Consider the following 13,250-nt stretch of genomic DNA (forward strand, 5'->3'; position numbering starts at 1 on the left):
ACCAGATGGCGTCCAACCTGACGGGTCAGGTGCGCAACATCGCCGAGGTGACCACTGCGGTCGCGGAGGGCGACCTGTCCAAGAAGATCACGGTGGACGTGAAGGGCGAGGTGCTGGACCTCAAGAACACCATCAACAAGATGGTCGACGATCTCAACACGTTTGCGGGGCAGGTCACGAAGCTGGCAAGGGAAGTCGGCATCGACGGCAAGCTGGGGACCCAGGCGGTCGTCGAGGGTGTGGCAGGCACCTGGAAGGAGCTCACCGACAACGTCAATCTCATGGCGGCCAATCTTACGGAGCAGGTCAAGAGCATCGCCAAGGTAGCGACCACGCTGGCGGGGTCGGCCGAGCAGCAGCAAGGGAACTCGAAGGCAATGACCTCGAGCGCCGAGGAAACCTCGAAGCAGGCCAATCTCGTGTCGGGTACGGCGGATCGGGTGACCAAGAACGTTCAGGTGGTAGCCAGCGGAGCAGATGACCTGAACGCCACCATCAACGAGATCTCGAAGAACGCCGTCGAGGCGGCCAAGGTGGGAACGACGGCGGTGGAGATGGCAACGGCGACGAACGCCACGGTAACGAAGCTGGGAGAAAGCAGCGCCGAAATCGGCAATGTCGTGAAGGTCATTACCTCCATCGCCCAGCAGACCAATTTGCTCGCCCTGAACGCCACCATCGAGGCCGCACGCGCGGGCGAAGCGGGCAAAGGCTTCGCCGTGGTCGCGAACGAGGTCAAAGAGCTGGCAAAGGAGACGGCCAAGGCAACCGAGGATATCAGCAGGAAGATCGAAGCGATTCAAACAGACACGAAAGGAGCCGTGCAGGCGATTGGCGAAATCGGCGGCATCATCAACAAGGTAAACGACATCCAGAACACCATTGCGAGCGGCGTTGAAGAGCAGACGGCGACCACCAAGGAAATCGGTCGCAACATGGCGGAGGCCGCGCGCGGCAGCGAGGACATCTCGAAGAATATCCAGGGTGTCGCCAAGGGCGCGCAGGACACGGCTTCCGGTGCCAACGACACGCAAAGAGCCGCGGAGGCCGTAGCCGGCATGGCCGCGGAGCTCCAGCAGGTGGTGGGGCGGTTTACCTTCTGATGAGCCGTCCGATACGAGTCTTGGTGGTGGACGACGCGGTGGTGATCCGGCGCAGCGTTTCGAAGATCCTGTCGGAGGATCCCGAGATCGAGGTCGTTGCCGTTGCCGCCAACGGGCGTATCGCGCTTTCCAAGCTGCCGCTCGCTGCGCCGGACCTGGTGATACTGGACATGGAGATGCCCGACATGGACGGGCTCCAGACGCTGGCCGCTCTGAGCGAGGCGCAGCCTGAGCTGCCCGTCATCATGTTCAGCGCACACACGGAGCGGGGAGCCGCAGCGACTCTCAAGGCGCTGTCCCTTGGCGCCGCCGACTATGTTCCCAAGCCCGCCCGCATACAAAGCCCGGCAATCGCAGCCCAGTGCGTCCGCGACCAGCTGATTCCCAAAATCAAGGCGTTGTGCAGCATGACGGCGGGATTCGAGGGGTCGCCGAACGTCGCCCCGCGCCAGAGCCAGCCCGCCGGTGTGCCCTATCGGGCGCGGGAACATGCCGGCGCTCCGATCGGGCTGCTGGCGATCGGCGCTTCCACGGGAGGGCCCAAGGCTCTCGAAAGCGTGCTGGACGCGCTGCCTGCCGACTTTCCGGTTCCGACGCTGATCGTTCAGCACATGCCGCCCCTGTTCACCCGACTTCTCGCAGCCAGCCTTTCCTCGGGAGCTTCGGTAGCGGTGCGCGAGGGGTACGCCGGCGCAGCGCTCCGGCCGGGCCAGGTCTGGATCGCTCCCGGCGATGCCCACATGATGGTGGCTCGACAGGGCTCGACCGTCAGGCTGCAGATCCACAAGGGTCCAGAAGAAAACTCGTGCCGGCCTGCGGTCGACGTGCTCTTTCGCTCGGTTGCCGACGTCTACGGCGCCAGGGCCCTTGCCGTGCTCCTGACGGGAATTGGGCAGGACGGGCTGCGCGGGTGCGAGCGGATCCGCGAAGCTGGAGGACGAGTCTACGTGCAGGACGCAACGACCTCGGTGGTATGGGGCATGCCTGGCTTCGTAGCCAATGCTGGATTGGCGCATCGCATTCTTCCACTCGCTGAGCTGAGCGCGGAGATCGCTCATGAGGTGATGGCAAGCCGTGCGACGGGCGCAGGCGCGGTTGCCGCCGGAGACAAGGCGAGGCAGCAGGCATGTCGTTAGGCCAGGATGAGCTCAGCTACATCCAAAAGCTGGTTCGGGATTGCTCCGGAATAGCCATCGAAACGGGCAAAGAGTACCTGATCGAGTCGCGGCTCGCGCGGCTTTGGCGGCGTGAAGGTCATCGTTCGATTAAGGAATTCGTCGCCCATTTGAAGACCAAGAGCTTCAGCAGTCTCCACAGCGAGGTTGCGCTTGCCCTGGCCACGCACGAGACCGCCTTCTTCCGCGACGCGTCTGCTTTCGAAGCGCTGCGCGAACGGATTCTGCCCGAGATGCTGGAGAGACGCGCCCCTGCGCGCTCGCTGAATCTGTGGTCCAGCGCCTGCTCGAGCGGTCAGGAGCCCTACAGCGTGGCCCTGGCCCTGTGCGAAGCCGTGCCTGACCTGGCAAACTGGTCTGTTCGCCTCCTTGCCAGCGATATGTCGCCGGCGCTGGTCTCACGAGCCGTCGCAGGAGTCTACCGCAAGGCCGAGGTCGAGCGAGGCCTGCCGGCCCACCTGAGAGACAAGTACTTTGAAAGGAACGGTGACGACTGGCAGGCCGTCGAGTACGTCCGCCGGATGATCGAGTTCCGGACCATCAACCTCGTCGAAACGTGGCCCATGCTGCCGCGGATGGATATCGTGCTCATGCGCCACGTGCTGATCTACTTCGATGTGCCCACGAAGAGGAAGATCTTTGGCAAGCTTCGACGGATCCTGCGCCCCGACGGATTCGTGTTCTTGGGTGCGGGCGAGACCACCATTGGCGTGGACGATGCCCTGGAGCCTATCGATACCTCGACCGCGTGTTGTTATCGGTTGTCCACGCACGCGGCACAGCCAGGAGCCTCGTAATGGCCCGGATTCTCCTTATCGACGATTCCTCTTTTCAGCGCCGCCGGGTTGCCAAAGTCGTCAAGCAAGCGGGCCATGAGGTCTTGGCGGAAGCGTCGAACGGAAAGGACGGACTCGAGCTGCTTTCGAAGCAATCGCCAGCATGCGTGCTGCTTGACCTGTTGATGCCGGAGATGGACGGGCTGCAGGTTCTCGCAGCGCTCCAGGAGCGCGGCTCCAAGGTGCCCGTCGTGGTGGTCACGGCAGATATCCAGGAAGAGGTACACCAGCAGTGCATGGATCTCGGTGCCCGAGCGATCGTCACCAAACCTCCCAAGCCCGATGAGCTCAAGCGCGTGCTGCGCACGGTTCTGGAACAGGGCGGAACGGGCGCATAATGGAGCTTACACGCGACCAGCTCGACGCGCTGACAGAGCTCATGAACATCGGTGTGGCCAAGGCCGCGGGTGTCCTCAATGAAATGCTCGAGGCCCGGATTCACCTCAGGGTCCCGTCTATCAAGACGCTCACGGTGCGGGAGCTGCAGCAGGAGATGGGAAGCTCCGCCAACGACAAGCTGGCCGCGGTCCAGCTGGGATTCCGGGGCGCGTTTTCGGGTACGTCGGCGCTGGCGTTTCCAACCGATAGCGCCTCGAAGCTGGTCAGCGTCCTAACGGAGGACGAGGCCCAGGACGAGGACCCCTCGGACCTCGATTCGATTCGGGTTGGCACCCTGACCGAGGTCGGCAACATCGTCATGAACGGCGTGATGGGCTCGATCGGCAACATACTCGAAGAGCGCATCGACTACGCCGTACCGAGCTACATCGAAGACACCGTAACGAACCTTCTGACGAGCAACGTGCCGGACACCAGCGCCACGGTTATCGTGGCACGCACGCAGTTTTCCATCGAGCAGCTGCAGATCAGCGGCGACGTCATGCTGTTCTTCGAGGTCGGCTCGTTCGATGCGCTTCTGGCGTCGATCGAGACCATGATCGAGCGGGACTCGGAGGACTGAGACCAGGCGATGCTCGAGGAGATGCACTCGAAGTTCGGCGTTCTCGACCATGTGCCGCTGGGAATGTGCCTGGTGCAGCGGGAGCTTCGGATCCTGCTCTGGAATCGTTGCCTCGAAGATTGGACGAGAATCCCGCGTAAGGACGTGCTCGGAAGACCGCTTCCGGAGCTGTTTCCGCATCTCGGGAGCAACCGGTTCCGGAGCCGCTTGACAGAAATCTTCGCAGGCGGTCCGCCGACCATTTTCTCCTCCCAGATCCACAAGCACATCTTTCCCTGTCCGCTTCCGGGCGGCGCACACCGCGTCCAGCATACAACGGTAACGGCCGTTCGCGCTCTGGACGGGAAGGGCTACTACGCGCTATTTGCTGTCCAGGACGTCTCGGATTTGACGCGCCTGGTTCGCAGCGCCAGGGAAGCAAACGCCGAGCTGGAGGCTTTCACGTATTCGGTGTCCCACGATCTCCGCGCTCCGCTAAGGAGCATCGACGGTTTCGGGGAGGCTCTCGAGGAAGAGTGCGGGCCCGTCCTGAGCGATGATGGCCGCCAGTACCTGGAGCGCTTGCGGGCTGCGGCTCGCAGGATGGGCACGCTGATCGACGATCTGCTTCACCTATCTCGCGTAACGACGATGGACATGCAGCGCGGGGGGGTCGATATGAGCAGGCTGGTGGAGGCGATAGGCGACAGTTTGCGGCGGACGGAACCGTCCCGAGAAGTGGACTTGGTTGTCGCGCCCAATGTAACAGCACAAGGAGACGAGCACCTCTTGCGCGTGGCTCTGGAGAATCTCGTGGGAAATGCCTGGAAGTTCACCGGGAGGCGAGAGGCCGCTCGGATCGAGTTCGGCCTGGAGAACATGGGAGCAAACAAAGTCTATTTTGTCCGAGATAATGGCGCTGGTTTTGACATGGACCACGCAAATAAACTCTTCGAAGTATTTCAGAGATTACACTCCGCATCGGAGTTCGAGGGAACCGGAATCGGTCTGGCCACAGTACAGCGGATAATCAGGCGCCATGGTGGAAAGATCTGGGGGAAAGGCAAAACCGACAAAGGGGCTACTATGTACTTTACTCTGGGAGAGATAGGCTGATGCGCGATAAAACGATTCTACTAGTGGAGGACAACGCGGACGATAGTACGTTGGCGCAGCGTGCCTTGAAACGGGTGGGCATGGTGAGCTGCCTGGTCATTGCTCGCGATGGTTCGGAAGCGTTGGACTACCTGTTTGAATCGGAAAATAGGGAAAGTAAGAGGCTCCTTCCGGCGGTTGTAATTTTGGATCTGAGTTTGCCCAAGATTACAGGTTTTGAAGTGCTGGAAAGGGTACGGGCAGATGACAGAACGCGAACACTTCCCGTCGTGGTACTCAGCTCTTCAGCGATTGAAGGAGACATAGAGCGAAGCTATCAGCTTGGTGCAAACAGCTATGTTCAGAAACCAGTTGCATCGGCGGACTTCAGGGATGCGGTGCAGCAGATCGGGTCCTATTGGTTCAAGCTGAACGAGACTTCTGCAGGGAAGAGCCATTGACGTCATGCCTTTCCTTTGTTTGAAGCACGCGAATGTGCCAGGGGTGGCCGAGGTCGACCCAGGGTGAGCAGCAGGCTTCGCGCACTTCTGGTGGAGGACTCCGAGGACGATGCCGCGCTTGTCGTGTTCGAGCTCCGACGGAATGGCTTCGAGGTAGCATGGAGACGCGTGGAGACAGGAGAGGACCTGGAGGAGGTGCTGGAGGAGCAGGCGTGGGACGTGGTGATCTCCGACTACAGGATGCCTCGTTTCGATGGACGGGCAGCGCTTCGGATCGTAAAACGTAGAGGCCTGGACATTCCTTTCATAATCGTCTCCGGTACGATTGGGGAGGACGTGGCCGTTGAAGCGATGAGGGCAGGTGCGAACGATTACCTGCTCAAGGACAAGCTGCAGCGGCTGGGTCCGGCGGTGCGACGGGAGGTAACGGAGGCTGCGCGCCGGAGGGAGGGCAGGAAGGCTCAAAGGAGGGCGAAAGAGGTGGCCGAGCAGCTCGAGATCCGCGAGCGCGTGGCCGATTACCTGCCGGTGGGAGTGACGGTGCTTCAGTGGGAGGATCCGGCGGACCTGGGTTCGTTTCGCTTTCTGTGGCGGAACAGGGCTGCCGAGGACAGTGGTATCAACGAGCGAGTCGTTGGCAGAACGCTGAGGGAGAGCTTTCCGGACACGATGGCATCGGACGCGCCACAAGTGTACGCGCGAGCCATCGAAACGGGCAAGGTGCAAAGGCTCCCGCAGCTTCGACACGAAGACGAGGAAGGTACGTACGGTCTCTTCGACGTTCGCGCGGTTCCACTGGGAGAGCGACTGGTTGGGGTGATTTTCGAAAATGTTACCGAGCGAGAGGAAGCCGAGAGGAAGCGCGAGGAAATGGAACAGCAGATGCGCGCTGCCCAAAGGATGGAGGCAGTGGGGCGGCTTGCGGGTGGCGTGGCACACGACTTCAACAACGTGCTGACGGTCATCCAGAGCTACGCTGGCTTCTTGCTGGAGGAGTTCCGCGGCGGAGATCCAGCTCGCGAAGACGTGGCGATGATCCTCGAGGCGGCGGACCGAGCAGCGAGGCTCACGAACCAGCTGCTTGCGTTCAGCAGGCGCCAGCCGCGCGATCTGGTGGTCATGGATCTGAACGAGACACTCGGCGATGTGGACCGGATGTTGCGCCGGCTGATCGGTGAAGACGTCGACTTGAAAACGAAGTGTGGGGAGAAGCTCGGGTCGGTGAAGGCCGATCAGAGCCAGATCGAACAGATCCTGATGAACCTTGCCGTCAACGCCAGGGACGCCATGCCCGAGGGCGGCAAGCTCGCCGTGGAGACAGCGAATGTCGAGCTCGATGAGGTCTACGGCGCTGCAAAGGGAGTATGGGTTCCACCCGGCCGCTACGTAATGCTGGCGGTGACCGACACGGGCACCGGAATCGATCCGGAGACCCAGCGGCACGTCTTTGAACCGTTCTTCACGACAAAGCCGGGGGGCGCGGGGACGGGTCTTGGCTTATCCACGGTCTATGGGATCGTCAAACAGAGCGGTGGCTACATATGGGTGTATAGCGAGCTTGGCAGCGGTACGACGTTCAAGATCTACCTGCCTCGCGTTGATGACGAACCGACCAGGCCGCGGGTTTCGCAGCAAGTCGCGGTCATGGGGGGCACGGAGACCATCCTGGTGGCGGAGGACGAGGATCTGGTTCGCAGGGCAGCGGTGCGTATCCTCGAACGAGCGGGCTATCGCGTGCTCGGCGCGATCCATGGCGGTGATGCCTGCCTGGTCGCAGAACAGTACAAGGATCCGATTCACCTGCTTCTGACGGACGTGGTAATGCCCGGGATCAGCGGCAAGGACCTGGTGACCAGGTTGGCTGGCTTGCACCCGGAGATGCAGGTCATCTACATGTCGGGTTATACCGACGGCGCGATCGTCCAGCAGGGAGTACTCGAGGAAGGAACGGCCTATGTACAAAAGCCGTTTTCGCCCCACAGCCTGCTGTCAAGCGTACGCGAGGTGCTCGATCGGGCAAGAACGAAGTTGGGTTCGGGGCCTGGTTAGGTGTTGGGCCAAGGTGACTCTGCCCCCGGGGGCACCAGCGAGGTCGTTATGAAGAGGGTCCTTGTCGTCGATGACGCTGCTGACATGCGGTCGCTCATGAAACGAGCGTTGTTGCGCGAGGGCTACGACGTCACCGCCGTGGCCGAAGGCGGCGCGGCAATCGAGGCCGCCCAGCGCTCGTCGTTCGACGTGGCGGTGGTGGATTACGACATACCTCCTCCGAACGGCCTGGACGTTCTTGCTCGCTTGCGGAAGCTTCAGCCGAACTGCGTTCGGCTCCTCGTGTCCGGGGACCTGAACGTCGGAGCGACACTAGACGCGGTGAACCGGGGCGAGGTGTCTCGGGTCCTGCACAAGCCCTTTGATGGCGATGACCTGAGGGCCGCCGTCCAGGCGTCCTTCGACATGAGAAAACGCGTAGCCGAGCAGTACAGCGCTGCCGTGTCCAAGGACCATGCCAAGGAAGAGCTGCAGCTCAGGGACTGCTTCGCCAACGATTTGCTCCAGCTTGCGCTCCAGCCGATCCTGACGGCTTCGGAACGTCGGATCGTGGCGTTCGAAGCCTTGCTGCGCAGCAGGCATCCAGCGTTGAGCAGTCCATGCTCGATTCTGCAGGCTTCGGAGCGCCAGGGGCAACTGGGGCTGTTGGGCGCGGCGGTGGCGCAGCGCGCAGAGCAGTGGCTGCGCCGCTTGCCCCCGAACGTGAAGCTCTTCGTGAACCTGCACCCCACGGAGCTTGGGGATCCGGACGGCCTGACCTCGCGCCTGGGGATACTGGCGCCCCAGGCCGGTCGGGTAGTGCTTGAAATCACCGAGCGCAGCGAAGTCATGAATGTCGAAGCCTGGGAGGAGTCGACCAATCGTCTCTGCGAAATGGGGTTTTCGCTGGCTGTCGACGATCTTGGGGCCGGATACAGCTCCCTGTCGGTTCTTGCGGCGCTCAAGCCGCAGTTCATCAAGATCGACATGAGCATCATCCGGGGCGTGGATCGCGATCGGCACAAACGAAGCCTCGTGGAGCTCCTGTGTCGCTTTGGTGAGGCGACTTGTGCGCAGGTCATCGCCGAAGGAATCGAAACGGAGGCAGAAGCCGACGCGGTGTCCGCGGTCGGTGTTCATCTGGTGCAAGGATACCTTTACGGCAGGCCGCAGCTCAAACAGAGCGGGCCGCAGAGCTGACCGTCCCCCTCGGCGCGCCTTGTTTGAAGGCCCTTCCCAGGAAGGCAGGTTCGGACCCCCGATTGTCGCGTCTGGCGATTCGCGCAGTGCGGCAGACTGAACCGACCGCCATCTATCCGGAAACTGGATGCCCTCGGCGGGAGTCAAAAACCGTTTCGCCGGTTCTGAGCCCGCACGACGCCCTCCAGGCTCCCCGAACGTGCTCTGCAGGTCCTTCGTCGCGGGAGCACGCCGGGTGGCGCCCAGCCCTCAGCGATCCGGCCCATTACTTCCGCCGAGGACATCTAGCAGTTGGCCGAAGCGCGCCAGCAGGCGCCTGCCGTGATCCGTATCGCGTGCGTCGCGCCGCAGCGCGTCGGGGTCGATGCCCTCGGCCTCGATCTCGCGCTCGCGTGCGCTGATGTAGCCACGCACGATGTCGGCGTCGAACTCGGGATGAAACTGCACGCCCCAAGCGCGCGTGCCGTAGGCGAAGGCATGGTTCGGGTCGAGCGAGCTAACAGCAAGGCGCTGAGCGTCGCGGGGAAGCTCGGTCACGGCTTGGGTGTGGCTGGCCGGTACGTGAGCGGTCTCCGGCAAACAACCAAGCAACGCGCAGCGTCGGCCGTGGTCGGTGAGCAGCACGTCGATGGTTCCGATCTGCCGACCGTTGGGGTTGTCCCGCACCTTGCCTCCCAGCACGTCGGCGAGCAATTGGTGTCCGTAACAGACGCCCAGCAGCGCAATATCGGCGGCCAGGACCTCCTCGAGCCACAACCCCGTTCGCACGCTCCAAGCTTTTCGATCCGTGAGCAGCGCGGGTGACCCCGTCACGATCACTCCGCGGCTCGAGATGGGTTCGGGTAGCGGCTCACCTTGAGCCACATCCACGACGGTCACATCGCTCTCGCCAATCCCCACGGCGCCCGCAAACCAATGGTGGAAGTCTCCCCTCCGCTCGCGCACCCGCGCCGGCGGCGCCCCCGTCTTGATGATGGTCAGCCGCGCCATGCCTGAATTGTAGCTCCAAAGCTGCCGGTTGGCCGGACGCCGCGATAATCTCGTCGTTGGGCGGCGGCGTGGGATCTGGCGGATTGGTCTGCACAGCCGGATTGCACAAGGCCGGCCCCCCCCGCGCGGGCTTGATCGATCGATCGTACATGCACTTTGGTTCCTCCCTGAGCGCGGGCTACGCTCTCGCTGTAGGCCTAGGACCCACCATCCCGGTCCTGCTTCGTGCGATCGGGGTAGTGTGACTACCTCGTAATCAGGACCGCACAGTGCAAACGTACTCGGTGTCGCTGCGCGCTGACGGCCAGGCAATAGCGGTAGAGCTACCGCTTGCGGCGAAAGTGCCGGAGCACACCGGCGGACGCCGCCCCGGGTCGGGTCGGGTCGGCCGTCACCCGAGGTAGGAGCCAGTACGGTAGTGCCCCTCGCTGGGATCCGTGCGGGAAGCGGGCCGGACCCTCAGAGCCAAGGCCCGTCCCAACCGCGACTCTCGCCCTCCCCCCAGTTTCATTGTTTGAGCCCAACAAACCGCATGCAAAAAACCGACTGCATTCTTTCGTCCGCACGCGTCTCCACGCTCGGCTGCACTCCACCGGCACTGCCCACCGGCGTTATCACAGGCGCCCGTGGATCAGGTGGCAACTGATCCACCGGAGCGTTGCACCTGACCAGGACCACTCCCGTAAACCTTCCCGAAAATTCTTTTGGCTCCGCTCTTACTTCACCGCTCAAACGCCCTCCATCAAGCGTACCCGTAACTACCCCCGAAGCGGGCGATCCCCATCTTGGGGCATACCCCAACCTCACACCCGCCAATCCAGCCCTGATAGGCCCATTAACAATACTTGCTTCAAACATTCTCGTGTTCACAAAATCCTCTGGAACACCCACAATGACATTCCATTGAATAGTTCTTTCCAGATTCTCCGCCGACACAACTACCTTTATTTCCGCAGGTCTCCCTTCACCTTGGTAAGTAACTACAATCGAAATCCGATCAGCCTCCAACCGTGTCCCATCATTGAGGACTACCAAAAGCTGTCCAGGTGGCGCGGTTGCTTGTCGAGAGCTCGTAGTACCATCGCTACACGCTCCCAATACCAAGAAGGCGCTGATGGCAACAATGCGTCTACATATCATATGCAACGTTGAGGTGTAATTGACATGCCCCCCAATCTGGACCCTGCCGCAACGGGCCGCAAGCCAAGACCGGCCGTTTAATCACCGACAGCCGTCGTCCCCAAGTGTCCTCAGATAGCAATACGTTCGCGTTCACGGGCGATGTGCATGCCGCGGGCGCGAACGGCTCTTGCCCTCGACCGCTAGCACGAGCGAATCGAACGCGTCTGCGACCTCCTGCTGCGAGAAGCGGCAGTGCCCGTAGGTCGTTGAATGTCGCTGGAGAAGGACTCCACACTCGCCAGGCTCTTCGCACGCGTCGGCATGCTTGAGTCCGTAGGCTTGCTCGTGCCAGGCCGGGACGATGGGGTCGGACGTGTTGTGCAATGTGACCAGCGGTCCGCTCAACTGGCCGGTGGTTTCGTATCGGGAGAGATCGTCGGCGTCCGACTCGTAGCGAACTATCCCGGCGTTCAGAAGAAAGTCGTTGGCGGAGCCCGAATAGACACGTTCCAGGTTCTCGTACGGTGCGCCTCCGAGCTTCTGCTTTGCGTCTTCGATTCCAAATACGTTGTACCAGAGCACCCCGCCCACAGCCGAAATGGCGGAAAACACTGGATAACGTGGGTCGATGGGCACGCCAGCGACTTTCAAGAGCTGCCATGTGCTGTTGAAGTCATTGAAGAGTACAGGGCCAAGCAAACGTGGATCCCATTGTTGCAGCGCTTGAGCCGGCATGCGATCGGGGCCGCCGGGGAGCACGTGCGGAAAGAAGTAGTCGAACAGCGCACGCACATCGCCGAAGTAGTCCAGCTGGCGCCTGAAGCTGCCGATCGGACCGCACAGCGCGAGACCGCCGTCGAACACGGTGTTCTCAACGCCGGCAGGATCGTCCTCGTCGTCGCGCTCTTCCATGGCAAGCGCTGCGATCAGCCCTCCTTCGGACACACCCACCACATAGGTGGTTTCGGGATCCTGCCGGAGCTCACGCCTGAACACCTTCACCAGATCGGTGCTGTCCGCCAGCCCTTCGAGGACAGCAAGGCCATCATCGCTGAAGCTGGACGCGGCAAAGGCGTAGCCTCGCGCTGTGAAGCCATCGGGAATTGACACGCCGTCAGGTCCAGCGAGCGGCAACGCCGGTGGCGTTACGTCGCTCGGGGCTGTGTAGCCATGCGCATAGACCACGAGCCGCCGGTTCCACGCGCCGCTCGGCATGCAGATGGCGTATTTCGCAGCCCCTGCGCGATGCGTGCCCTTGCGGCAGATCGAGCTAGTCGCCAACGAGGCGCTCGGCACTGCACCGATGTTCGTATCCTTGTCCGCATCCTTGCTCGTGCCGGGGGCGGCAAGTGCTGCCGTCTGTGCCTGGAAGCCCCAGTTATCAGCGATGTTCGCGTGTTCGCCAAGCGTACATGCTCCAGCGCTCACCCCCAGCGCGAGTGCCAGCCTGATCACATTTTGCGCCATACGCGTACCTCCTAGAGCAGGACGCTTTGCCGCATCCAGCGGCGCCCAGTCCTCACCGAAACACACGAGTTATTCTTCCGCGGGCCCTTAGCGCCCGGGCCTGGCTCGGAGCAAACGATGCCGTGCCCGGCGTGTACTTGCACGATTCGGGCGAGAGTCAAGGGACAAAAAACGCTGCGTGCAAGAGGCTCAGCCTTCGCCACCGAACATGGCGAAGACTTCGGCCTCGGTCAGTTTTTGGCGCTCGCCCGTCAGGGCGTAGGCCCCGGGTTTTCGGTCGATGAACAGCTCGCGGACGAGATCGAAGCCGCTTTGGTTGTCGAGCGTGCCGAAGGCAAGATGAGTATCCCCGTGGTAGGGACCGGGAGCCGTGACCCGGTAGAACAGCGCCGATCCACATGCCGAGCAGAAGCCGCGCTCGGCCCATTCAGAGGACTGGTAGGTTGCGATCGTATCCTCGCCCTCCCATACCAGGTCTTTCGTCGAGGTGGCGAATAAGGGGCCACCGCTCCAGCGCCGGCACATGCCGCAGTGACAGACTCCGAGCTCCGGCCCGAGTCCCTTGGCCGTGTAGCTGACCGCCCCGCACAAGCATCTTCCCTTGCGCTCCATATGCATGGTCCTCCGTTGCCGGCAGAGACTAGCAAGTCGCATCGACTGGGCGTAGCCAAAAGCGGCTCAGCCCGCGATAGCGATTCGCAGACGAATGCCAGGTGAACTCTCCCGCAGCGGCGCCAGAACCGTAGGAAGGATTCCCACTGCCACGAGATCGCTTGCGGTTATCGCCACTTCTCCTGAGACGTCTTGTGAATGGCCTTCCGCCGCCATTGAGA

12 protein-coding genes are annotated in these 13,250 nt (G+C 62.1%); 9 read left to right on the forward strand and 3 right to left on the reverse strand.

What is annotated here, in order from left to right; translation table 11 throughout:
- The first annotated feature begins 29 nt into the window (after positions 1 to 29).
- The 9 genes from MJD61_14470 to MJD61_14510 all read left to right on the forward strand — a co-directional run bounded on the left by MJD61_14470 (position 30) and on the right by MJD61_14510 (position 8,838).
- Positions 30 to 1,103, forward strand: coding sequence for a methyl-accepting chemotaxis protein (locus MJD61_14470; GenBank protein MCG8556475.1), 1,074 nt, complete (start codon positions 30 to 32; stop codon positions 1,101 to 1,103).
- Complete coding sequence (locus MJD61_14475; protein ID MCG8556476.1) at positions 1,103 to 2,239, forward strand: chemotaxis response regulator protein-glutamate methylesterase; 1,137 nt, start codon at positions 1,103 to 1,105, stop codon at positions 2,237 to 2,239. Before MJD61_14470 ends, MJD61_14475 begins: the two co-directional genes overlap by 1 nt.
- Positions 2,230 to 3,075, forward strand: a complete 846-nt coding sequence (locus MJD61_14480) for a protein-glutamate O-methyltransferase CheR (GenBank protein MCG8556477.1) — start codon at positions 2,230 to 2,232, stop codon at positions 3,073 to 3,075. The genes MJD61_14475 and MJD61_14480 overlap by 10 nt, the downstream gene beginning before the upstream one ends.
- Positions 3,075 to 3,452 carry a response regulator gene (locus MJD61_14485; protein ID MCG8556478.1) on the forward strand — a complete coding sequence of 126 codons (378 nt, stop codon included), beginning with the start codon at positions 3,075 to 3,077 and terminating at the stop codon, positions 3,450 to 3,452. Before MJD61_14480 ends, MJD61_14485 begins: the two co-directional genes overlap by 1 nt.
- The gene (locus MJD61_14490) at positions 3,452 to 4,075 is read left to right on the forward strand and encodes a chemotaxis protein CheX (protein MCG8556479.1); all 624 of its coding nucleotides are present in this window, start codon (positions 3,452 to 3,454) and stop codon (positions 4,073 to 4,075) included. The genes MJD61_14485 and MJD61_14490 overlap by 1 nt, the downstream gene beginning before the upstream one ends.
- A gap of 9 nt (positions 4,076 to 4,084) precedes the next feature.
- On the forward strand, positions 4,085 to 5,170 hold the full coding sequence (locus MJD61_14495; GenBank protein MCG8556480.1) for an ATP-binding protein: 1,086 nt from the start codon (positions 4,085 to 4,087) through the stop codon (positions 5,168 to 5,170).
- Positions 5,170 to 5,610: a response regulator gene (locus MJD61_14500; GenBank protein MCG8556481.1), complete on the forward strand. Its 441-nt coding sequence runs from the start codon at positions 5,170 to 5,172 to the stop codon at positions 5,608 to 5,610. The genes MJD61_14495 and MJD61_14500 overlap by 1 nt, the downstream gene beginning before the upstream one ends.
- Before the next feature lie 63 nt (positions 5,611 to 5,673).
- Positions 5,674 to 7,659: a response regulator gene (locus MJD61_14505; GenBank protein ID MCG8556482.1), complete on the forward strand. Its 1,986-nt coding sequence runs from the start codon at positions 5,674 to 5,676 to the stop codon at positions 7,657 to 7,659.
- A gap of 48 nt (positions 7,660 to 7,707) precedes the next feature.
- Positions 7,708 to 8,838, forward strand: coding sequence for an EAL domain-containing response regulator (locus MJD61_14510; protein ID MCG8556483.1), 1,131 nt, complete (start codon positions 7,708 to 7,710; stop codon positions 8,836 to 8,838).
- A gap of 249 nt (positions 8,839 to 9,087) precedes the next feature.
- Here the strand turns inward: MJD61_14510 and MJD61_14515 are convergent, their stop codons facing one another.
- From MJD61_14515 to MJD61_14525, 3 genes are all read right to left on the reverse strand, one after another.
- Positions 9,088 to 9,828, reverse strand: a complete 741-nt coding sequence (locus MJD61_14515; GenBank protein ID MCG8556484.1) for a glutamine amidotransferase — start codon at positions 9,826 to 9,828, stop codon at positions 9,088 to 9,090.
- Positions 9,829 to 11,100: 1,272 nt separating this feature from the next.
- On the reverse strand, positions 11,101 to 12,417 hold the full coding sequence (locus tag MJD61_14520) for a hypothetical protein (GenBank protein MCG8556485.1): 1,317 nt from the start codon (positions 12,415 to 12,417) through the stop codon (positions 11,101 to 11,103).
- Between the two features lie 189 nt (positions 12,418 to 12,606).
- On the reverse strand, positions 12,607 to 13,029 hold the full coding sequence (locus tag MJD61_14525; GenBank protein ID MCG8556486.1) for a GFA family protein: 423 nt from the start codon (positions 13,027 to 13,029) through the stop codon (positions 12,607 to 12,609).
- Positions 13,030 to 13,250: the final 221 nt, after the last annotated feature.

Source organism: Pseudomonadota bacterium, assembly GCA_022361155.1.
Classification (GTDB): domain Bacteria; phylum Myxococcota_A; class Polyangia; order Polyangiales; family JAKSBK01; genus JAKSBK01.